Below are 21,833 nucleotides of genomic sequence, written 5' to 3' on the forward strand. Positions count from 1 at the left end.
GATCCGAGCGAAGGAGAAGCACATGGACCAGACCGCCGCACGGCTCGCGATCCACGAGCTGGTCGCGACCTACGACATGGCCTGGGACACCGGGGACGCGGACGGTGTCGTGGCCACCTTCGTGGCCGACGGTGTGTTCGTCGACGCCGCGGGTGGGGCGCACGTGGGCCGGGGCGCGCTGCACGACTTCGTGGCCGCCTCCCCCGGGCAGTTCGGCGCCATGCGCCACATCACCAGCACCCATCTCGTCGAGTTCACCGGCGAGACCGCCGCCCGCCACCGGTGCTACGTCGTCTTCGTCTCCCACCCCCACGGCGAGCGGACGCTCGACACCGGTGGCTACGACGACGAGGTCGTGCTCACCGACCGGGGCTGGCGCTTCGCCCGTCGCACGGTCTCCTTCGACTGATGGCTGACGACCTCACGCTCACCACGGCGTTCGCCGCGCTCGCGCGGGAGACGCCCGATGCGGTCGCCCTCGTGGAGGTCTTCGGAGGCACGACGCGACAGGTCACCTTCGCCGAGCTGGAGGTGCTCGGCGCCGGCCTCGCGCAGGCCCTGGCCGAGCACGGCGTCCGCCGTGGGGACGTGGTCGGGGTCTGGCTGCCCAACACGGTCGAGAGCGTCGCCCTCGAGCTCGCCCTCGCGCGGCTCGGCGCCGCGACGCTGGGCGTCAACACGCGCTACGGCGAGCACGAGATCGCCCACCTGCTGGCGACCGGTCGGCCCGTCGGGATGATCGCGCCCGCCGACTTCCACGGCATCGACTTCGCCGGTCGGCTTGCCGCCGCCGTCGAGGCGAACGCGGCCTCGGCGCCCCCGCCGAAGTGGGTCGCGTGGATCGGCCGTGACGCCGGTGCGGTCGGCTCCGTGAGCTCGTGGCAGCTCGAGCCGGTCCTCGAGGGCGGGTCCGCGACGTACGACGAGGGGCAGCCGCACGACCCGGTCAACTACTTCACCACCTCGGGCTCGACCGGGCTTCCCAAGCTCGCCGGGCACGACCAGCAGTCCGTGGTGCGGCACGCGCGGAACGCCGCCGCCGCCTTCGGGATGCGACCCGGCGACGCGTCGCTCGGCGTCCTCCCCCTGTCCGGGGTCTTCGGGTTCAACCACGTGATCGCCATGCTGCTCACGGGTGGCACCACGGTCCTGGTCCCTGTCTTCGACCCGGTGGAGACCGTGCTCGCGATGGCCGAGCACGGCGTCACGCACGTCATCGGCGGCGACGACCTCTTCGGCCGGCTGCGCGAGGGCTGGGAAAGCGCGGGCCGCCCGGCGCTGGCCTGGCGCCGGGGCGGCATCGCCGACTTCGGGGGCAGTGCCGTGGCCTGTGTCGCCTGGGCCGAGGAACAGTTCGGCGCCGACGTGACCGGCGTCTACGGCTCCTCGGAGGTCTTCGCCCTCACCGCCGCCTGGCCGGCCGGGCTGCCGCTCGACGCGCGCGCCCGCGGCGGGGGCCGGGTCGTGGCGCCGGACATCGAGGTGCGCGTCGTCGACCCCGACACCGGCCTCGAGGCGGCGCGCGGCCGGACCGGGGAGCTCCAGCTGCGCGGCTACAACGTGGTCACCGACTACCTGGGGTCGACCGGCGCCGACCCGTTCACCGAGGACGGATGGTTCCGCACCGGCGACCTCGGCCACCAGGGTGACCGCGACGACGAGTTCGTCTACCTGTGCCGAGCCGGGGACGCGCTCCGACTGCGGGGGTTCCTGGTGGAGCCGGCCGAGATCGAGCGCTTCCTGATGGACCAGCCCGGTGTCGACACGGCGAAGGTGGTCGCTGCTCCGGACGGCGACGGCACCGACGTGGTGGTGGCGTTCGTGACCGTCGACTCCGACGACCGGGGACGGGCCGTCACCGCCGACGACCTGCTCGGCACCGCCCGCGCCCGCCTCGCGGCGTTCAAGGTCCCGCGTGCCGTGCGCGTCGTCGACGAGCTCCCGGTCACCTCGGGCACCAATGGCACCAAGATCAGGAGTGCGGTGCTGCGCGAGTGGGCCGTCGCCCTGCTCGCAGAGACCGCCAGCCACCAGGAGGAGACCCGATGAACAAGCCCGACGTCGTGATCTGCGAACCGCTGCGCACGCCGGTCGGCCGGTACGGCGGCGCGCTGCGCGACATCTCCGCCCCCACGCTGGCCGCGGGCGTGATCCAGGAGCTCGTCCGCCGAGGGCTGCCGCCGGACGCGGTCGACGACGTGTTGCTCGGCCAGTGCTACCCCAGCGCCGACGCACCGGCGATCGGGCGCGTGGCCGCGCTGGACGCCGGGCTCCCGGTCGAGGCGAGCGGGCTGCAGATCGACCGGCGGTGCGGCTCCGGGCTGCAGGCCGTGATCTACGCGACGCTCCAGGTCTCGGCCGGGGCCAGCGACCTGGTCCTGGCCGGCGGTGCCGAGAGCATGAGCCAGGCGCCGTTCTTCTCCACCGCGATGCGGTGGGGCGCGCGCGGCGACGGCGTGATGCTCCACGACGCCCTCGCCCGCGGCCGGACCACCGCGGGCGGCCGCCACCACCCCGTGCCCGGAGGGATGCTGGAGACCGCGGAGAACCTGCGAGCCGAGTACGCCATCTCTCGTGAGCGGCAGGACCGGTTCGCGCTCGAGAGCCACCGGAAGGCGGTCGCGGCGCAGCAGTCGGGTGTGTTCGCCGACGAGATCTGCCCCGTCGTCGTCCCGGACCGAGCGGGCGAGCACGTCGTGGACACGGACGAGCACCCTCGCCCGGACGCGTCGCTCGACGCCCTTGCCGCCCTGCGCCCGGTGCGCCGCGGCGTGGACGCGGACTCGACCGTGACCGCGGGCAACTCGAGCGGCCAGAACGACGGCGCCTCCATCTGCGTGGTCACCACCCGCGACCGGGCCGACGAGCTGGGCCTGCGCCCGCTGGCCCGGCTGGCGTCGTGGGGGCTCGCCGGCGTCCCCCCGCGCACCATGGGGATCGGCCCGGTCCCGGCGACCGCCAAGGCGCTCGGCGCCATCGGCCTCACGCTGTCCGACATCGACCTCATCGAGCTCAACGAGGCGTTCGCCGCGCAGGTCCTCGCGGTGACCGAGGAGTGGGGCATCGCCGACGACGACCCCCGGCTCAACGTGCACGGCTCGGGCATCTCCCTCGGCCACCCGGTCGGAGCCACCGGCGGCCGCATCCTCGCCACGTTGCTGCGCGAGCTCGACCGCCGCTCCGCGCGCTACGGGCTGGAGACCATGTGCATCGGCGGCGGGCAGGGGCTGGCCGCCGTCTTCGAGCGCGTCAGCGCCTGAGCGGCGCCGCCCGCTGCGGTCGCGTCGAGGCCCAGGCGCACCACGCCTTCGCACCTCACCCATCGTCGCTCACCACTCAACCGACTACTCGCATGGCACCCGCCGCAGCAACCGGCGCTGTGGGGGTCGGCTCACCGGGACGCTCAAAGCGCGGCGTGGCGCGGGCAAGCGCGACGCAACCCGGCTGGAAGCAGCCGCCCGCGACACGGCAAGCCTGCGGCCCGGGGAGGCGAGTACCGCAGCGCCGGAACCCAGCGCCACCACGAGAGGCCGTCCGCCAGGACAAAGACCCAGAAATGCACCAGGGCCCGGCCGGGGAGGGAGGGTGGCCGGGCCCTGATCGTCCACGCATCTGTTGGACAGCGCCTGGACAACGGAGACCGGTCAGAGGGAGGGAGCATGACGACCGGTTCCGTGTGGCTCAACGAGGCCTTGGCAGGGGGGTTACGCCTGTAGAACACCGAATCCCGCGGGGAAATCGGCCGGTCTGGACCAGCGATACCCGGCCCCGTGTCTGACCTGCGACAACGGTCGGGCTGGTGTCACGAAACTGCCGCTCCTGTCATGGAGTTCCATCCGGGAAGCGGCAGTTTCACCGGGTACCCGGTGAAACTGCCCCTCAGCTGACCCCGACGATCGGGAGCCGCAGTGCGCCGGGGGCGGACTCGGGGACCACGGGTGCCAACGGAGCGACGGGCTGCACGCGGACGTACTGCTCGCCGAGGGCGGGCCGCGGGTCGGGGTCCCCCTTGTTGGGCCACAACGCCATCGCCCGCTCGGCCTGGGCGGTGATCGTCAGCGACGGGTTCACGCCGAGGTTGGCGGAGACCGCTGAGCCGTCGGCGACGTGCAGGCCCGGATGGCCGTAGACCCGCTGGTAGGCGTCGATCACACCGGTCTCCGGCGAGTCGCCGATGGCGCAGCCGCCGATGAAGTGCGCGGTCAGCGGCATGCCGAACGGCTCGCCGATGTTGCCGCCGGGCGTGCCGTCGACCGTCGCGGCCATCCGGCGTACGGCGTCGTTGGCGACCGGGATCCAGGTCGGGTTCGGTGACCCGTGGCCCTGCCGCGAGGTCATCCGCCAGACCCGGCTGAAGCGGCCCTTCTTGCCGTAGGTCGTGATGGAGTTGTCGAGGCTCTGCATGACCAGCGCGATCACGGTGCGCTCCGACCAGTGCTTGAAGTCGTAGAGGTCGCGGATGTTCGCGCGCTGCGCCCACATCTCTCTGAGCCACACCCGCCAGCGCGGCCCGTCGCCGTCGCCGTCGGTGAGGACGGTCTGCAGCATGGCCATCGTGTTGAAGCCCTTGCCGTAGCGGACCGGCTCGATGTGGGTGTCCTCGTCGGGGTGGAACGACGAGGTGATCGCGACGCCGTAGGTGTAGTCGGTGGGGTCGTCGGCCGGCGCGATGGCGCCGAGGATCGACTCGGAGTTGGTGCGGGACAGGAAACCGAGCCGGGGTGAGAGCCGGGGCAGGTGCCCCTCGTCGCGCATCCGGTGCAGCAGCTTCTGGGTGCCGAGCGAGGCCGCCGCCATGACGACGTGCTCGGCGGTCAGCACCTTCTGGCCGCGGCCGGTCTTCGCCTTGGTGAACTTCACGCGCACGTCGTAACCGCCGCTCGCGCGCGGCGTGAGCCGCGTGACCGTGGTCAGCGGCAGCACCGTGGCGCCGTTCTGCTCGGCGAGGTAGAGGTAGTTCTTGACCAGCGTGTTCTTGGCGTTGTGGCGGCAGCCGCTCATGCACTCGCCGCAGTTGAGGCACGTGTTGCGCGCCGGGCCGGCGCCGCCGAAGTACGGGTCCTCGACCGTCTCCCCCGGCCCCTGCCCCGGGCCGCCGAAGAAGACGCCCACCGGCGTGGGGTGGAACGTGTCGGCCACGCCGAGGTCGGTCGCGACCTTCTCCATGACCTCGTCGGACGGCGTGCGCACGGGGTTGTCGACCACGCCGAGCATCCGCTTGGCCTGGTCGTAGTACGGCGCGAGCTCATCCTTCCAGTCGGTGATGTGCGACCACTGCGGGTCGTTGTAGAAGGCGGGGAGCGGTTCGTAGAGCGTGTTCGCGTAGACCAGCGAGCCGCCGCCGACCCCGGCGCCGGCCACGATCATCGTGTCGCGGACCGCGTCGATGCGCTGGATGCCGTACATGCCCAGGGCGGGTGCCCAGAGGTACTTCTTCAGGTCGAAGGTGCCGCTGGAGAAGTCCTCGTCGCGGAACCGCGCGCCCGCCTCGACCACGCCGACGCGGTAGCCCTTCTCGGTCAGCCTGAGGGCGGTGACCGAGCCGCCGAAGCCGGAGCCGACGACGAGGACGTCGAAGTCGAACGCCGCCGCCCGCGTCATGCCCGGCCCAGCTTCTTCATCAGCCGCAGGTTGGCGGTCATCACCTTGGCGTATGTCGCATCGGACATGCCGAGCATCGGCGCGAACCTGATCAGCCGCTGGGTCGCGACCGACTGCGACTCGGTGTAGCGGTGGATGCCCTCGCTGCCCTGGCGCCGGCCCATCCCCGACTCGCGCATGCCGCCCATCGGGCTGTCGATCGAGGCGAACGTCGCGCCGAAGGCCTCGTTGATGTTGACCGTGCCGCACTTGACGTAGCGCGCGATCGCCCGCGCCCGGGCGCCGTCCCGGCTGTAGATCGAGGCGTTGAGGCCGTACTGGCCGGCGTTCGCCCGCGCCACGGCGTCCGCCTCGTCGTGGAAGCGGTAGAGCGCGATGACCGGGCCGAACGTCTCGTCGCCGAAGCAGGTCATGTCGGGCGTGACGCCCTCGAGGATCGTGGGCTCGTAGAAGTAGGGGCCGAGGTCGGGGCGCGCCCTGCCGCCGGTGAGCACCCGCGCGCCCTTGGCGACGGCGTCGTCGACGTGACGGACGACGGTGTCGAGCTGGGCCTGGGAGATGAGCGAGCCCATGTCGACGCCCCAGTCGAGGCTGGCCCCGAGCGTCATCGCCTCGGTGCGGGCCACGAACCGCTCGACGAACCGGTCGTAGACCTGGTCGGCGACGAACATCCGCTCCATCGACACGCACAACTGGCCGGCGTTGGAGAACGACGCCCGCACGGCGCCCTCGGCGGCCTTCTCGAGGTCGGCGTCGCGGAGGACCAGGATGGGGTTCTTGCCGCCGAGCTCGAGCGAGCAGCCGATCAGCCGCTCCGCGCAGCCCTTCGCGATCAGCTTGCCGGTCGCGGTCGAGCCGGTGAAGCAGATGTAGTCGGCGCGGCTGATCATCTCGGGCCCGATGTCGGCGCCGGGGCCGGCGACCACCGTCCAGAGGTCAGCCGGGAAGCCCGCCTCCTCCATCAGCTGAGCGCCGAGCAGCGCGGAGAGCATGGTCTGCGCGTCGGGCTTGGCGACGACGGCGTTGCCGGCCAGCAGTGCGGGCAGCCCGTCGCAGAGCGCCATCGTGAACGGGTAGTTCCACGGCGAGATGATCCCGACCACGCCCTTGGGGACGCGGTTGACCTCGACCCGGGTGAGGCCCGGGACCACCCCGAGCTTGCGCTGGGTGTCGAGGTGCTGGTGCGCGGTGCGGGCGTAGTAGCGGGCGGTGAGCGCCACGTGCAGCGGCTCGTCGAAGGCGTGCTTGCGGGCCTTGCCCGACTCCAGCACGATCATGTCGATGATCTCGTCCTGGCGGTCGAGGATGAGGTCGTGCAGCCGCAGGAGGCACGCGGCCCGGTCGTCGAGGCTGACCCGGCTCCACGCCTGCTGCGCCTTCCGCGCCCGGGCGAACGCCTGCGCCACGTCGTCGGCGCTCGACTGCGGCACGTGCGCCAGCGGCGCGCCGTTGAGCGGACTCCGCACCTCGACGGTCTCCCCCGTGGTGGCCAGCAGCCGCCGCGTGAGGCTCTCGGCGTACTCCGGCTCGAGGGCGTACGACGCCGTCGCGTCGTGCTCGGGGTCGCGCGGCCCCTCGACCAGCGGACCGCCGGCGGGACTCGGGTTCCGGTCGCTCATACCGGTGAGCCTAGGCCGTCGTGACGTGCGCCACTACCCGTGAGTAGCCTCTGTGGTGCTTTACACATCGGATTGTCGTGTCAAGCGGGTGGCGCCGGGGGCCGGTTTCACCGGGTACCCGGTGAAACTGCCGCTGACCGCAAGGAACTCCATCGGGGCAGCGTCAGTTTCTTGGGGGCAGTCCCCGGCTGACGCACGGCGGTCCGGCCACCGGCGCGCCGGCGGTCAGCAGGCAACCTGCAGCCGACCGCACGAGCCTGGTGAAGGTTGTTGGCTGACCGCTGCCCTGGCCGCCGGTCAAGGCGGCGGTCGGCAGGCAACCGGCAACCGATCGCCTCGGCCCGTGAAGGTTGCTGGCTGACCGCTGCCCTGGCCGCCGACCACGCCAGCGGTCAGCAGGCAACCCGCACTCGCCCCACCAGCCCGGTCAAGGTTGCGGGCTGACCGCTGCCCAGCCCACCGACCACGCCAGCGGTCAGCAGGCAACCCGCAGCGGACCCACCAGCCCCGTCAAGGTTGCTGGCTGACCGCTCCGCAGCCCGCCACCACCCCGACAGCCGACCGTCTCCGCTCGGACGTCGCTCACCCCGCGGGCGCCTCGGTGTAGATCGACTTCAGCTCGGTGTACTGCGCCAGACCCTCGGGGCCGAACTCGCGACCGATGCCCGAGGACTTGTAGCCACCGAACGGCGCGGCGAAGTCCATCGTGTAGGTGTTGACGCCGTAGGTGCCGGCGCGGACGCGGCGGGCCACGTCGAGACCGGCCTCCTTGTCGGACGTCCAGACCGTGCCGGCCAGGCCGTAGTCGGACTCGTTGGCGATGCGCACCGCGTCGTCGACGTCGTCGTACGGGATCACCGAGAGCACCGGCCCGAAGATCTCCTCCTGCGCGATGCGCATCCGGTTGTCGACGTCGGCGAACACCGTGGGGCGGACGTACCACCCGGAGGACAGCCCGTCGGGCATGCCGTTGCCGCCGATGGCGACGCGGGCGCCCTCCTCCTGGCCGAGCGCGATGTACTTCTCGACCCGCTCCTGCTGGCGCTGCGCCACGAGCGGGCCGATCTCGGTGGCCGGGTCGGCCGGGTCGCCGACCGGCATCGACGCGACGGTCTCGACCAGCGCGTCGACCACGGCGTCGTAGTTGGCGCGCGAGGCGAGGATCCGCGTCTGGGCGACGCAGGCCTGGCCGGAGTTCATCAGCGCGGTGAACCGCAGCCCCGCCATCGTGGCCGCCAGGTCGGCGTCGTCGAGCACGATCGCGGCCGACTTGCCGCCCAGCTCGAGGGAGACCCGCTTGAGCTGCTCGCCGCAGACCGCGGCGATCCGGCGCCCGGCGGCGGTCGAGCCGGTGAACGCCACCTTGTCGACGCCCGGGTGCGCGACCAGGTGCTCGCCGACCTCGCGCCCGCCGGCGACGATGTTGACGACGCCGGCCGGCACGCCCGCCTCGGTGAGCAGCTCGGCGAGCAGGTAGCCGTCGAGCGGCGTCTCCGGCGCAGGCTTCACGACGACCGTGCAGCCGGCCAGGATGGCCGGGACGAGCTTGGACATGATCGTGAACTGGGGGACGTTCCACGGCGGGATCGCGGCGACCACGCCGACCGGCTCGCGGCGTACGACGACCGGCGAGCCGAGCACACCGGCCCGCTCCTCCTCCCACGAGAACTCGCGGGCGATGCCGAGGAACGCCTCGATCTGCATCCACGGCGCGGGCGACTGCGCGAGGTTCGAGAACGACGTCGGCGACCCCATCTCGAGGGTGATCAGGTCGGCCATCTCGGCGAGCCTGCCGGCGTAGAGCCCCGAGAAGGCCTGCACGACGTCGATCCGCTCCTGCGGCGTCAGCCGCGGCCAGGGCCCCTCGTCGAACGCGCGGCGGGCGGCGGCCACCGCGGCGTCGATGTCGCCCGGGCTGCCCTCCGGCACCCGCGCGACCACCTGCTCCGAGTGCGGGCTGACCACCTCGAGCACGGCGGTCGAGGCCGGCGCGGCCCAGCCTCCGTCGATGAAGAGCGCGTCGCGGTCGTGGTCGGTCATGTCGGTGCTCCTGGTCGGCGGTCGTGGGCGCTCATGGCGCGTGGATGAACCAGTCGGTGAACCCGGTGGGCTCGTGCAGCCCGAGGACGCCGTGCTCGTAGAGGCCCCAGCCCTCGATCGGGTCGCGGCCCTCCTCGCGCCACACGGCGCGGCCGACGCTGTCGGTGAGGCCGAACGGCACCCGGCCGACGACGGCCGGGTCGGTCAGGTCGTAGGTGACGCGCTCGGTGAACCCCGGACCCTTCCACTGCCCGTGGCCCCAGTCGGAGTCGCCGCCGTAGCCGCCGCCGACGTGGATCGGCACCGCGAGCAGCGACTCCACCTCGATCGTCACCGGCGTGCCGTCGGGGAGGGTGCAGTCGATGACACCGCTCTTCGGCGTCCGCGTGCCGGAGACGTACGTCGTCCGGATGCGCGGCCAGCCGAGCTGCTCGACGCGGCCGTCCTTGAAGATCCGGGTGCAGTCGTTGAGGAGGCGGTAGCCGTCGGCCTCCTCCTGGATGATCAGGCAGATGCCGAAGTCGTCGAAGGCGACCGGCACGTAGAGCCACCACATCCCGCCCCACGCCGGGTCGGCGGGACGGCCGGGGGGCTCGGACTCGCCCGACGGGCGGATGCCCCACGACCGGTCGCGCGAGCCGACCCAGCGGTCCGGGGTCACGGCGATCTCCTCGCCGTCGATCGAGATCGTGCCCTCCCACGAGCCGCACTGCGCGAACCGCTGCGCGTCGAGGACCTTGCGCAGCGTGCCGGTCCGCATGACGTGCGGCGCCTCCTGAACGACCGGGAACAGCCCGCGCCAGTGGAGGTCCATGGCGATGCCCTCGGTCTCCTCGAGGACGACGCGGAGCTCTTCGAGCGGCTTGACGACCTCGACCCGGTAGCCGCCGACGCGCTGGTCGAGGCGGTCGTGGTCGAGCGCGTCGCCGAGGTGCACGGCGGTCTGCTCGTCACCGCGGCGGACGAGGACGAAGGCGTCCTTGGTGCCGAGGTTCGGGTAGTAGCCCATCCCGGTGATGAGGAACAGGTCGCCGGTCCGGTCGTGGGCGTTGAGGTAGCACCGGTCGTAGAAGTTGCGGTCGCTGCTGCCGACGTCGGCGATCGGCTGCGGGAGCTGGTGGACGGGGTACTCGTCCATCCCCGTGATCACTGGAGGCCGACCTCGGCGCAGTAGCGCTCGACGAGCGGCTTGCAGTGGAAGAGCGTCTCGACGTCGTCGGGCTTCTCGATCTCGCCGAACCGCACCTGCCGGGCGCCGGTGCGCATGAAGACGATGCACCAGGCCGTGGCGTTGTAGAGGTGGTACCAGGTCAGGTCTCCCAGGTGCACACCGGTGAGGTCGGCGTACGTCGCCAGCACGTCGTCCTCGCGCAGGAAGTGGGGCATGCCCGGCAGCTCGAACATCGTCGCGATCGACTCGAAGACCTGGTGGGCGAAGACCATCCACGACACGTCGAGCGCGCGGGATCCGATCGTCGCCATCTCCCAGTCGAGCACCGCGACGGGCGCGAAGTCGCGGTACATCATGTTGCCGATCCGGGCGTCGCCCCAGCTCAGCACGGTGTCGCCGGGGTCGGCCGGCTGGTTCGCCTCGAGCCAGTCGAGGAGCTTCTCGACCAGCGGCGACCGACCGAGGTCGGGAACGGCGAAGTCGTACCACGCCCGCCGGGCCGCGAGGTTGCGCTCCATCGGGGTGCCGCTCGCCGCCGCGCCGGAGAGGTGGCGCCCGGGGTCGAGGTAGGAGAACGTCGACGCCGCGTCGGGGATCGCGTGCAGCCCCGCCAGCACGGCGACCGAGCTGTCCTGGAGCCGCTGCTGCTCCTCGCGCGAGGCGTCGAAGAGCCAGTTGTCGCCGAAGGTGTAGGGCATCACGTCCGGCGGGACGATGCCCTCGATGCGGTCCATGAGGAAGAACGGCGTGCCGAGCACGGCACCGGTCGGCTCCATGAACCCGACCGCCGGCACCGGCACGTCGGTGTGCGCACCGACGTGGGCGATGGCGTCGTACTGCTCCCGGAGGTCGTAGCTCGGGAAGACCGGCACGTCCGCGGCCGACGGCGCCACGCGCGCGACGTAGTGCCCCTCGCGCGGCCGGCCGTCCTCGGTCCACGTCGCGTCGAGCACCAGGGTCTCCGACGACATCCCGTTGGCGTCGATGCCGCTGAGCAGCGTGACCTGGGGGTCGGCGCCCTCGGGCAGCAGCCCGGCCAGCCACCCCTCGAGCAGACCCGGCACCGTGCTGGCGTCGCGACTGGTGCGCTGCATCTTCAGGTCGGTCGGTGGCGGCGCCTGGGTCACGGGCCCTCCCTCGGTGACGCGGCGGAAGTTGACACGCGTCAGAATTGTGGAACGTGTTCTAGTTGTCAATGAGCCAGGAGGTCGCGAGGAACGAGCGAGCTCCGTCGGCGAAGCAGGTCGAGCAAGCTCCGCGACCGAGGAACGAGGTCGCGACGGGCGGCGAGACCAGGGCAGCAGCCTGCGAGGACCGGGCAGGCTGCGTGGGCAGCTGGACATGGTGGCTGCCCATCGGACGCAGCGGCTGCCACAGGTCAGACGATGTCCGGCGCCTTGACCCTCGCCTCGTCGGCCTCCTGGTCCGTCGGCATCGTCTGGCTCTGCCGCTCGGCCTCCACCCGGCGCAGGTAGTGGTCGACCTCGTCGGCTCGCCGGGCGTCGTCCCACCCCAGCTCGGCGCCCATCAGCGCTGCCACCCTGGGCGCGGCGCGCACGCCGCGGTCGAAGGTCTCGATGGAGATGCGGGTACGCCGGGTGAGCACGTCGTCGAGGTGGCGCGCGCCCTCGTGGGTGACGGCGTAGACGACCTCGGCGGCCAGGTAGTCGTCGGCGCCGTCGAGCGGCTCCCCCAGCTCGGGTCGTTGCTCGACCAGCGCGAGGAGGTCGTCGACCAGGTCGCCGAAGCGCCCGAGCAGGTGATCGACCCTGGCGACGTGCAGGCCTGAGCGGCGGGCCAGCTGCACGCGCTGGTTGGTGCGCGTCTCGAAGCCGTCGGCGCCGATCAGCGGCACGCGGTGGCTGATCGACTCGCGGACACCGGCGCCGGTCGTCGCCAGGGAGTGGCCCGCCGCGTCGACGGCGTCGCGCGCCATGACGCGGTAGGTCGTGAGCTTGCCCCCGGCGATCATGACGAGGCCGGGCACGGGCGTGACCACGGTGTGCTCGCGCGAGATCCGCGACGTCGGCTCCGACTCCCCGGAGAGCAGGGGCCGCAGGCCGGCGTACACCCCGACGACGTCGTCGTGGTCGAGCGGCTCGCGCAGGATCGCGTTGACGTGGTCGAGGACGTAGTCGATGTCGGTACGGCTCGCGGCGGGGTGCGCCTTGTCGAGGTCCCACGGGGTGTCGGTGGTGCCGATGATCCAGTGCCGGCCCCACGGGATCACGAACAGGACCGACGTCTCGGTGCGCACGATGAACCCGGCCTCGGAGCGGATCCGGTCGCGCGGCACCACCAGGTGGATGCCCTTCGAGGCCTGCACGTGCAGCGAGCCGCGGCCCCCGACCAGGTCCTGGAGGTCGTCGGTCCAGACCCCGGCCGCGTTGACGACGACGCGGGCGCGCACCTCGAGGTCGCGGCCGTCCTCCAGGTCGCGGGCGCGTACGCCGACCACCCGCTCGCCCTCGCGGAGGAACCCGGTCACCTTCACCCGCGTCGCCACCTGCGCGCCGTGCGCGGCCGCAGTGCGGGCCAGCGTGAGCACCAGCCGGGCGTCGTCGACCTGGCAGTCGTAGTAGCGGATCGCGCCGGCGATCGACTCGGGCGCGAAGTCCGGCGCGATCCGGGCGACGGTCCTGCGGGTCAGGTGGCGGTGCCGGGGCAGGCCGGCCTCGCCGGGCCCGAGGCGTGCCATCGCGTCGTACAGGAGGAGGCCCGAGCCGACGTAGGGCCGCTCCCACACGTGGTGGGTGAGCGGGTAGAGGAACGGCACCGGGCGGACCAGGTGCGGCGCCAGCCGGGTGAGCAGCAGCCCGCGCTCGCGGAGCGCCTCGCGGACCAGTCCGAAGTCGAGCATCTCGAGGTAGCGGAGCCCGCCGTGGATCAGCTTGCTGCTGCGGCTGCTCGTGCCGCTGGCCAGGTCGCGCTGCTCCAGCAGCGCCGTGGACAGGCCGCGCGTGACCGCGTCGAGGGCGACGCCCGTGCCGACGACGCCGCCACCGACCACGAGCACGTCGAGCTCGTCGGACCCGTTCGCGGCGAGGCTGTCGAGGGCGCGGCCGCGCGCCTCCGGGCTGAGCGCGCTCGGACCCCGGTCCATGCCACCCATCCTGACAGGCTCGTCCCGGGGTCCCCGCGGACGCGAGCGCAGCGAGCGTCTTTCGTGGGGTGGGAGGCGAGCCTGCGCAACCCACGCCGCCGGTCGTGCGTCACTGTCGGCGTGAGGGCGTCGTGAGGGGAGGGTCACGCGCGGTGTTCGGCGCGCTGGCGGCGTTCGCGGCACTCGCGGCCACCCTCGGCGCTCCGCACCCACCCTCGCCCGGCAGGCCCGCCGCGTCGGGATCGATCGTGCTGGCGTCCGACGCACAGGCGGCGCCCAGTGCCCCGGTCGCGCCGAAGGCGGCCAACGCCACCCCCCGGCCGCGCCGCCACGTCACGGTCGTGATGGGCGGCGACCTGCTGTGGCACAACACCGTGTGGGCGAGCGCGGCCGAGGACCACACCCGGACGGGGCGCGGCCGGCGCTACGACTTCGACCCGATGTTCGCCGGCGTCCGGTCGCTCGTGGCGGGCGCGGACGTCGCGCTGTGCCACGAGGAGGTGCCGTTCGCGGCGCCCGGGCAGCCGCCGCAGAACTTCCCCGTCTTCGCGGCACCGCCCGAGACCGCGACCTGGATCGGCTCGTTCGGGTACGACGCGTGCACCACGGCGTCCAACCACGCCCTCGACCAGGGGTACGACGGACTGGTGCGCACCGCCGACCTGCTGGAGCGCGCCGGCGTCGAGCACATCGGCACCTTCCGTACCCGGGCCGAGCGGACCCGGCCGGTCATCCTCACGACCGCCGACGGCGTGCGCGTGGGCGTCGTGGCGGGCACCTACGGCACCAACGGCTTCCCGCTCCCGACCGGTCGCGAGTGGTCGGTGTCCATGTGGGACGCCCCGAACCTGCTGGCCCAGGCCCGCGCCGCTCGCCGGGCCGGCGCCGACATCGTCGTCGTGCACCTGCACGGCGGCGACGAGTACGACCACCTCCCGAACGCCGCGCAGACCGCGCTGGTCGACCGGCTGACCCGCTCCCCCGACGTCGACCTCGTGCTCGGCGACCACGCCCACGTGGTGCAGCCGATCACGCGGGTGCACGGCACGTGGGTCGTCTACGGCATGGGCAACATGGTCGCCCAGCAGGACCCGGCCCGCACCGACACCTACCAGGGCATCCTCGTGCGGTTCACGTTCACCGAGCGGCGCAGCGGCCGGTTCGCGGTGACCCGGGCGGCGTACGCCCCCATCGGGTGGAACGTCTGGCGGCCCGGCACGCAGCCGATCCGCGTGACGCGCCTGCGGGGCGCGGCGGCGGACCGCGTCACGGCGTACGTCGAGGGGCTGGGCGCGCAGCCGGGCCTGCACCGGCTGTGACCGCGGCCCGTCGGGTCGTGTCTCAGCCGACGATGCAGGCCGTGGCGACCCGGGTGGGGTTACGTCCGGTTGCCGTCGAGTGACCCGAACTGCAGGAATTTCGTGGTGGAAAACCTGCCGATCGGGTCACTCGACGCGAGCCAACGCAACCACGTGCCCTACCCGACGACGACGACCTCGACCCGCTGGAACTCCTTGAGCTCGGTGTAGCCGGTGGTGGCCATCGAGCGCTTGAGGGCGCCGATGAGGTTCATGGTGCCGTCGGCGACGCGCGACGGGCCGAAGAGGATCTCCTCGAGCGTGCCGACGGTCTCGAACTCCACCCGCTGGCCGCGCGGCAGCGAGCCGTGGTGGGCCTCGGCGCCCCAGTGGAAGCCCTGGCCCGGCGCGTCGGTCGCGCGGGCGAACGGCGAGCCGACCATGACCGCGTCGGCACCGCAGGCGATCGCCTTGGCGATGTCGCCGGACATGCCGATCGAGCCGTCCGCGATCACGTGCACGTAGCGGCCACCGGACTCGTCGAGGTAGTCGCGGCGGGCGGCGGCGACGTCCGCGACTGCCGAGGCCATCGGCACCGCGACGCCCAGGACCGTGCGCGTCGTGTGCGCGGCGCCGCCGCCGAAGCCGACGAGCACGCCGGCCGCACCGGTGCGCATGAGGTGCAGCGCGGCCTGGTGGGTGGCGCAGCCGCCGACGATGACGGGGACGTCGAGCTCGTAGATGAACTCCTTGAGGTTCAGCGGCTCGGCCTGGCTCGAGACGTGCTCGGCGCTGACCGTCGTGCCGCGGATGACGAACATGTCGACGCCGGCGTCGACGACCGTCTTGGCGAACTCACGAGTGCGCTGCGGCGACAGCGACCCGGCGACGGTGACGCCCGCGTCGCGGATCTCGCGGACCCGCTCGGTGATGAGCTCCTGCTTCACCGGCTCGGCGTACATCTCCTGGAGCCGGGCGGTGGCCTGCTCGCCGCGCAGCCCGGCGACCTCGGTCAGCAGCTGGGTCGGGTCCTCGTAGCGGGTCCACAGCCCCTCGAGGTTGAGCACGCCGAGGCCGCCGTAGCGGCCCAGGGCGATCGCCTGCGCGGGCGACATCACCGAGTCCATCGGTGCGGCGAGCACGGGCAGCTCGAAGCGGTAGGCGTCGATCTGCCAGTCGACGTTGACCTCTCCGGGGTCGCGCGTGCGCCGCGAGGGGACGATGGCCACGTCGTCGAAGGAGTAGGCGCGTCGAGCCCGCTTGGCCCGGCCGATCTCGATCTCGGTCATGCTCTTGCGGGGTCCCCTGGGCGTCGTTCGCCGGAGGAGCGAAGCGGGGGAGCTGAAGAACATCCTGGGGTGCTCACGACGCCAGTGTTCCATCGCCAGCACACGGGGCGAGAAATGCGGCACACTCCCACCCGATGCTCGAACTGCCACAGAACCTCGCTCCGCTGCTCCGACCCGAGCCGCACCTCGACGTGCTCGGCACGTCCGATCCCTGGGTCCTGCCGGCTGACTGGCTCGAGACGACCCAGCAGAGGATGAAGGCCCTCGCCGAGGACCCACGCGGCCACGGCGGAGTGACCCCCTCGGGCAGCTGGAAGCCCGGCACGTCGGGCGCGGTGCCGTTCCTCTGGAACCTCACGACGTTCCTGCCGAGCGCCATCCCGGTGTGGGCGGGCAGTTACGCCAGCCTCGGCGACGTGCTGCTCGCGCCGTGGCTGTCCGACACCTACGTGCCGACCCAGCCCAAGATCACCTACTACGTCAACAGCGACGACACCTGGCACCTCGACCTGTGGTGGCGCCAGCGCGACCTCGGCGCCGAGGCGCGCCTCAAGGCGCTGGAGCTCACGATCGACTGCGTCGCCGTCTTCGCCGAGGTCCCGCAGTACGCCGCGCGCGCCGCGACGTTCACCGCGATGCTGCGCAAGGTGCTCGACGACCCCGAGTTGCGCGCCCTGCACGAGACCGCCACGTGGGACGTCGTCGTCAAGACCTGGCGCGAGCAGGTCTGCACCGAGCAGGACGCCCAGACCTTCTCGGAGGGCGGGGGCTGGACCTCCCAGCTGGTGTGGTCGATCAGCGGGCTCGACGCGGCGCACCACGTGCTCAGCGGCGTCGTCAGCCGGGCCCAGCACGTCGACGAGGTGATCGCGTCGATGGCCCTCCACGACGTCGTCGACGAGCTGCCCGCCGCCCTGGCCGCTGCGGTCGGCAGCGAGCGGTTCGGCTCGATCAACGCGGCGTTCGAGCGGCTGCGCCCGGGCTACGACGGCGACGACTGGATGTCGGACAACCGCGGCTGGCTGGCCCGCGGGATGGTGAACGGCGAGATCGACGCGGTCCGGCTGTGGCTCGCGATGGCGACCCAGGTCGCCGAGCTCGTCGTCGGGCTGCCGTCGTTCGCGCGGTCGACGTCGTGCCCGAGCCGCACTGGCTACCTCGACGACCTCACCGCGGTGTTCCGCGCGCCGCCTGCCGTGGTCAACCCGATGGCCACCAAGCTGCTCGAGGACCACCGCAACCGTCCGCCGCTGGCGACCGGCACCACGGTCACCCCCGAGGGCGTGCGGGTGGCCGCGGCCGAGGGCGGGGACGGCGTGCCCGACCTCGCCGCGCCCGAGGTCGAGATCGGCGACCCGATGGCCGAGCTCGAGGAGCTGGTGGGCCTCGCGCCGGTCAAGGAGCAGGTCAAGCGCCTGGTGGCGGAGCTCAAGGCCGAAAAGCTGCGCACCGAGGCCGGCATGCCGCCGTCGGAGAAGTCGAGGCACATGGTCTTCACCGGCAACCCCGGCACCGCGAAGACCACCGTCGCCCGGCTGCTCGCCCGGATCTACGCCCAGCTCGGCGTGCTCGCCCACGGGCACCTCATCGAGGTCAGCCGCGCCGACCTGGTCGGGGAGTTCATCGGCCAGACCGCGCCCCGCACCACCGCGCGCTTCAACCAGGCCTCCGGCGGCGTGCTCTTCATCGACGAGGCCTACGCGCTGGTGCCGCCCGACTCGTTCCGCGACTTCGGCAACGAGGCCATCTCCACGCTCCTCAAGCTCATGGAGGACCACCGCGACGAGGTCGTGGTCATCGCGGCGGGCTACCCGCGCGAGATGCAGCGCTTCGTCGAGTCGAACCCCGGCGTCGCCTCGCGGTTCCCGAGCACGATCTCGTTCGCCGACTACTCCCCCGACGAGCTCTGGGGCATCTTCCGGCTGTACGCCGACAAGGCCGGGTTCTCGCTGCTCGACGGCGTCGAGGGCGCCTTCCGCCGGCTGGTCCCCGACCCGCGGCCCGACGCCTTCGGAAACGGCCGCTTCGTCCGCAACGTCTTCGAGGAGGCGGCCACCCGCCAGGCGATGCGGATCACCGCGCTGACCGATCCCGACACGTCAGTCGTCACCCAGCTGCGACCCGAGGACCTCCCCGGCTCGACGTCGACCACCGGCAAGACCGACGGCACGGGGCTCTACCTGTAGGACCGCGATGGCGGACCCCCGCCATGTCGTGTGGTCGCCAGCCCTTCTCCTGTCCTCCCGGCACAGGGGCCGGATATCAAGGGGATGCCACCTGTCCTCTCTCCCCGGGAGCTCCCATGTCCTCGTCCCACCGCCGACCACGAGCCCGGACCGTGCTGGCTGCGTCGAGCGCGGTCCTGACCGCCGTGCTCGGCGCCGCGCTGCTCGGCCCGGTGCAGACCGCCGCGGCCCACGACGACGCCCTCGCAGCCGGCGGGCTCGGGGACGCAGGCCCCGCGGGCGCGACCCGCGTCGTCGAGGTCGGCGGCGGGGCCCGGGTCGCCGTCACCGTCGGAGGCAACGGCGAGCCTGCCGACCTCCAGGCGCTGCCGGGTGCGGACGGCGCACGCCCCGGCGTCGTCACGCAGCGGACCGACTCGGGCACGACCGTGCAGACCACCGACCCCGGGAGCGTCCCCACGCAGGTGCTCGGCCGGCGGGCGCCACGAGCCCCGGCGGCCGACGCCGGGTCCGTGCCGCTCGTGGTGCGTGTCGTCGGCCGCGGCGGGCGGCCGGCCGAGGGCTACGTCACCATCTTCGACCTCGAGCACGGCACGACCTGGACCCGTCAGGTCGCGGGCGGCCCGGTCGTCGAGCGGCGGTGCACCGCCGATCCGTGGGCGCAGTCGTCGTGCGCCCTGGTGCCGCCGGGCAGCTACTCGGTGATGGCGCTGGTCTCGACCCTGCCGGCCGAGGAGCCGAGCATCGGCGAGGGCCGCACCTTCCAGAACGTCGCACTCGTCGGGCTCCCCGAGACGACCGTCGACGCCGCCCGGACGGTCACCCTCGACGCGAGCCAGGCCCGTCGGATGACGGTGCGCACACCGGGTCAGCGCACCAAGGTGCCTGCCGAGGGGATGCTGCAGATCGGCTACGACCGGACCGCGGCGGACGGCTCAGCCGTCCACATCGACATGCACCCGAGCGTGCTGCTCGACCAGCACTTCTACCTCCAGCCCACCGCCGAGGTGTCGGTCGGCACGTTCCAGACCAGGGCCCGGATCCGGCTCCAGGCACCCGACATCGCCATGTCGTCGCCGCTGGTGCGGACGCTGCACCCGGAGTACGTCGACTCGGTGTGGTTCGCCGACTTCGACTCCGACTTCCCGCTCGTCGACGGGGTGGCGCGCCCCCGCGTGATCGACGTGGGCCGCGCGAGGCCGAGGGACCTCGCCGGGCTCCGGCTCCACGGCGCGCTCGCGCTCGTGACCCACGTCGACGGCGTCCCGGTCGCCGAGCAGTCCAACCGGGCCGCGGCGCACGGCGCCTCGATGGTGGTGGTCCGCAACGACGGTCCCGGTGACCTGGCCGACCCCGAGGGCACCGGCGTGCAGCTGCGGGTGCCGACGATCCGCCTGAACCGCGCCGAGGGCCGGGCCCTCGCCCGGATCCACGGCCGGCGGCTGACCGTCTCGGGTGAGCCGGCCAGCCCCTACGTCTACGACCTCTACCTCAAGGAGCAGGGCCGGATCCCCGACGACGTGCGACACGTCGTCAGGACCGACGAGACCGCCGCGGAGACGCACGAGGTGCACGGCCAGCCCACGCGGGCCTCCACCTTCGGCGAGGCGGCCTACCCGTTCCAGCCCGGGGAGACGATGTCGATCTCGCGCGTCCTCCCCTTCCGCGGCGACGCGCGCTCGAGGGTGGAGTACCGGCTGCTCGACCCCGACACCCGGTGGCGCTACATGGTGACCACGCCCGAGCCCGCCCAGAACGCGATGTTCCCCCAGCCCGAGATCCTGCGCATGACCCTGCTCGACCCGGACTACCACGTGTTCACCACGCCGGGCGTGAGCACGGTCCCGATCGGGGCCGCCCCGGTCATCACCGGCCCGAACGTCCAGCAGCCCGTCGAGAGATCCGGCGACGACCTGCGAGTCGCCATCGAGGCGTTCGTGGACCAGGACGGCAACCACGGCATCGGCTACTCCGACGGCGACTACGCCACCCGCCTGGAGATCCGGGCCGGGCAGGAGCTCGTCGCCGAGACGGACAACATCCCCTACGGGATCGTGACCCTGCCCGCCGGTCCCTCGACGGTGTCCGTGCACTTCACGACCGACAACCCGCAGGCCTGGGCCGAGCTGTCCACGCACACGGTCTCGACCTGGACGTTCCAGTCGACCACCACGCCCGCGGGCGAGGCGGTCGTCGAGGCCCTGCTGATGCCGGACTACGACGTCGACGTCGACCTCCGCAACCGCGTCCGCTCCGAGCCCGGCGAGCCGGTGTCGTTCGACCTGGGGCTGAGCCGGCCCGAGGGGGCGACGGCGTCACCTGTCGCCACCGTGCGCCTCGACGCGTCGTACGACGACGGGGCCACCTGGCAGGAGGCGACCCTCGTGGGGTCGGGCGACCGGTGGCAGGTGACGCTGCCGCCGGGGAGCGGTCTCGTGTCGCTACGGCTGCGGGCCGAGGACACCGGCGGCTCGACCGTCGACCAGACCGTCGTCCGGGCCTTCGCGGTGACCGGCTGACCCGGGCGGGGGCTCGAGCCAGCCGAGCCGGACCGCCTGGACGCCCGCCTGGAACCGGGTGCGGACGTTCAGGTGGTCCATCAGCTCCCCGATCCGTCGGCTCAGGGTCCGCGTGCTGGTGCCGAGATGGCGGGCGACCACGTCGTCCTTGGCCCCGGAGGCGAGCAGCGCGACGAGCTGACGGTCGTCGAAGGGGCCGGCGCCGGCCGGGGCGCCGACGGGCGTCGCCTGGGCCCAGAGGAGCTCGAACAGCCGCACCAGCGCATCGAGCAGGGCGGACGGACGGACGCACACCGCCGCGTCGACGGTGTCGACACCCACGGGCAGGATCGCCAGCCGACGGTCCCCGATGGCGAGCTTCATGGGCAGGGCGGGGTGGACCCTGGCCTGCTCCCCGGCCCGCGAGGCGTCCTCCAGCTCCACGAGAGCACCCGGCAGCTCCAGCGCCTCGGGCGCGTAGATGCCACGGACCGTGACGTCGTCGCGCAGCAGCCGGCGGACCGCGCCGTCGGAGTCCTCGGGGTCCGCGACGTACGGCGGCCGGTCGAGCACCATCAGCTCACCCCGGGTCGTGTCGAGGAGCTGGTCGAAGCGGGCGGCGATCGCGGACCGCCCGACGAGCACCTCGACGATGTCCTCGGGCCGGTGCCGCTCCTCGGCCGGCAGCTCCGCGAGCAGCTCGCGGGCGGCGAGCTGGGTCCGGGCGAGCTCGGCACGCCGTCGGTTGACCAGCGCGTCGATCGCGACGTCCGGACGCGCCGCACGCAGGCGCACCGGCCGGCCGGGCAGGCGGTGCACGAGGCCGAGCTCCTCCAGCGCGGACAGCGAGCGGTGGATCTCGCCGGCATCGCGCGCGAGCGAGTCGGCGAGCTCCGCGACCTCGGCCTGGGACCTCGACAGCACCTCCCGGTAGACCGCCTCGTCGTCAGGACCGACTCCGATCGCCTCGAGCACCGGCCCATCCTGCCGCCGACCCGGTGCCGCTGCCGAGCGCATTTGCGCCGGAC

Annotated in this window: 14 protein-coding genes; 6 read left to right on the forward strand and 8 right to left on the reverse strand. The window is 72.8% G+C overall.

Annotation, left to right across the window (positions count from 1 at the left end):
• The first annotated feature begins 22 nt into the window (after positions 1-22).
• From G514_RS0107800 to G514_RS0107810, 3 genes are read left to right on the forward strand one after another with little or no spacing between them, the layout of a single operon-like run.
• Positions 23-409 carry a nuclear transport factor 2 family protein gene (locus tag G514_RS0107800; RefSeq protein ID WP_028651291.1) on the forward strand — a complete coding sequence of 129 codons (387 nt, stop codon included), beginning with the start codon at positions 23-25 and terminating at the stop codon, positions 407-409.
• Positions 409-2,049, forward strand: coding sequence for an AMP-binding protein (locus G514_RS25540; RefSeq protein ID WP_051247093.1), 1,641 nt, complete (start codon positions 409-411; stop codon positions 2,047-2,049). The genes G514_RS0107800 and G514_RS25540 overlap by 1 nt, the downstream gene beginning before the upstream one ends.
• The gene (locus tag G514_RS0107810) at positions 2,046-3,260 is read left to right on the forward strand and encodes an acetyl-CoA C-acetyltransferase (RefSeq protein ID WP_028651292.1); all 1,215 of its coding nucleotides are present in this window, start codon (positions 2,046-2,048) and stop codon (positions 3,258-3,260) included. The genes G514_RS25540 and G514_RS0107810 overlap by 4 nt, the downstream gene beginning before the upstream one ends.
• Before the next feature lie 619 nt (positions 3,261-3,879).
• Here the strand turns inward: G514_RS0107810 and G514_RS0107815 are convergent.
• The 6 genes from G514_RS0107815 to glpD form a co-directional block, all read right to left on the reverse strand.
• Positions 3,880-5,601 carry a GMC family oxidoreductase N-terminal domain-containing protein gene (locus G514_RS0107815; RefSeq protein WP_028651293.1) on the reverse strand — a complete coding sequence of 574 codons (1,722 nt, stop codon included), beginning with the start codon at positions 5,599-5,601 and terminating at the stop codon, positions 3,880-3,882.
• Positions 5,598-7,220 (reverse strand): succinic semialdehyde dehydrogenase, encoded by a 1,623-nt coding sequence (locus G514_RS0107820; protein ID WP_028651294.1) that lies wholly within the window; start codon positions 7,218-7,220, stop codon positions 5,598-5,600. Before G514_RS0107820 ends, G514_RS0107815 begins: the two co-directional genes overlap by 4 nt.
• Before the next feature lie 582 nt (positions 7,221-7,802).
• A complete protein-coding gene (locus G514_RS0107825) occupies positions 7,803-9,260 on the reverse strand; it encodes an aldehyde dehydrogenase (protein ID WP_028651295.1) in 1,458 nt (485 codons plus the stop codon).
• A gap of 31 nt (positions 9,261-9,291) precedes the next feature.
• Positions 9,292-10,398, reverse strand: coding sequence for an Rv3169 family protein (locus G514_RS0107830; protein ID WP_211222080.1), 1,107 nt, complete (start codon positions 10,396-10,398; stop codon positions 9,292-9,294).
• A gap of 8 nt (positions 10,399-10,406) precedes the next feature.
• Positions 10,407-11,558, reverse strand: coding sequence for a phosphotransferase family protein (locus G514_RS0107835; protein ID WP_028651297.1), 1,152 nt, complete (start codon positions 11,556-11,558; stop codon positions 10,407-10,409).
• 251 nt (positions 11,559-11,809) lie between these two features.
• Positions 11,810-13,534: a glycerol-3-phosphate dehydrogenase gene (gene glpD, locus G514_RS0107840; RefSeq protein WP_028651298.1), complete on the reverse strand. Its 1,725-nt coding sequence runs from the start codon at positions 13,532-13,534 to the stop codon at positions 11,810-11,812.
• 152 nt (positions 13,535-13,686) lie between these two features.
• Between glpD and G514_RS25545 the strand changes: the two genes are divergently transcribed.
• Complete coding sequence (locus G514_RS25545; RefSeq protein ID WP_051247094.1) at positions 13,687-14,853, forward strand: CapA family protein; 1,167 nt, start codon at positions 13,687-13,689, stop codon at positions 14,851-14,853.
• 158 nt (positions 14,854-15,011) lie between these two features.
• On the opposite strand, the gene G514_RS0107850 is transcribed toward G514_RS25545, so the two are convergent.
• Complete coding sequence (locus G514_RS0107850; RefSeq protein ID WP_028651299.1) at positions 15,012-16,121, reverse strand: GuaB3 family IMP dehydrogenase-related protein; 1,110 nt, start codon at positions 16,119-16,121, stop codon at positions 15,012-15,014.
• Positions 16,122-16,255: 134 nt separating this feature from the next.
• Here G514_RS0107850 and G514_RS29075 point away from each other — a divergent pair, with 134 nt between their 5' ends.
• Together G514_RS29075 and G514_RS0107860 are read left to right on the forward strand one after the other, a co-directional pair.
• Positions 16,256-18,307 (forward strand): AAA family ATPase, encoded by a 2,052-nt coding sequence (locus tag G514_RS29075; RefSeq protein WP_051247096.1) that lies wholly within the window; start codon positions 16,256-16,258, stop codon positions 18,305-18,307.
• Positions 18,308-18,459: 152 nt separating this feature from the next.
• Entirely contained in the window at positions 18,460-20,826 is a 2,367-nt protein-coding gene (locus G514_RS0107860; protein WP_028651300.1) for a protease-associated domain-containing protein, read from the forward strand.
• Here G514_RS0107860 and G514_RS25555 read toward each other — a convergent pair.
• The gene (locus G514_RS25555) at positions 20,749-21,780 is read right to left on the reverse strand and encodes a helix-turn-helix domain-containing protein (RefSeq protein ID WP_084151858.1); all 1,032 of its coding nucleotides are present in this window, start codon (positions 21,778-21,780) and stop codon (positions 20,749-20,751) included. The genes G514_RS0107860 and G514_RS25555 overlap by 78 nt on opposite strands.
• Positions 21,781-21,833 lie beyond the last annotated feature (53 nt).

Origin of the sequence: Nocardioides halotolerans DSM 19273 (genome assembly GCF_000422805.1) — a bacterium.
GTDB classification, from domain to species: Bacteria; Actinomycetota; Actinomycetes; order Propionibacteriales; family Nocardioidaceae; genus Nocardioides; species Nocardioides halotolerans.

Coding starts and splice junctions, on each gene's coding strand:
- G514_RS25540 (WP_051247093.1), top strand. CDS start 409: ATGGCTGACGACCTCACGCTCACCACGGCGTTCGCCGCGCTCGCGCGG.
- G514_RS0107815 (WP_028651293.1), bottom strand. CDS start 5,601: ATGACGCGGGCGGCGGCGTTCGACTTCGACGTCCTCGTCGTCGGCTCC.
- G514_RS0107800 (WP_028651291.1), top strand. CDS start 23: ATGGACCAGACCGCCGCACGGCTCGCGATCCACGAGCTGGTCGCGACC.
- G514_RS0107830 (WP_211222080.1), bottom strand. CDS start 10,398: ATGGACGAGTACCCCGTCCACCAGCTCCCGCAGCCGATCGCCGACGTC.
- G514_RS0107850 (WP_028651299.1), bottom strand. CDS start 16,121: ATGACCGAGATCGAGATCGGCCGGGCCAAGCGGGCTCGACGCGCCTAC.
- glpD (WP_028651298.1), bottom strand. CDS start 13,534: ATGGACCGGGGTCCGAGCGCGCTCAGCCCGGAGGCGCGCGGCCGCGCC.
- G514_RS0107810 (WP_028651292.1), top strand. CDS start 2,046: ATGAACAAGCCCGACGTCGTGATCTGCGAACCGCTGCGCACGCCGGTC.
- G514_RS29075 (WP_051247096.1), top strand. CDS start 16,256: ATGCTCGAACTGCCACAGAACCTCGCTCCGCTGCTCCGACCCGAGCCG.
- G514_RS0107820 (WP_028651294.1), bottom strand. CDS start 7,220: ATGAGCGACCGGAACCCGAGTCCCGCCGGCGGTCCGCTGGTCGAGGGG.
- G514_RS0107825 (WP_028651295.1), bottom strand. CDS start 9,260: ATGACCGACCACGACCGCGACGCGCTCTTCATCGACGGAGGCTGGGCC.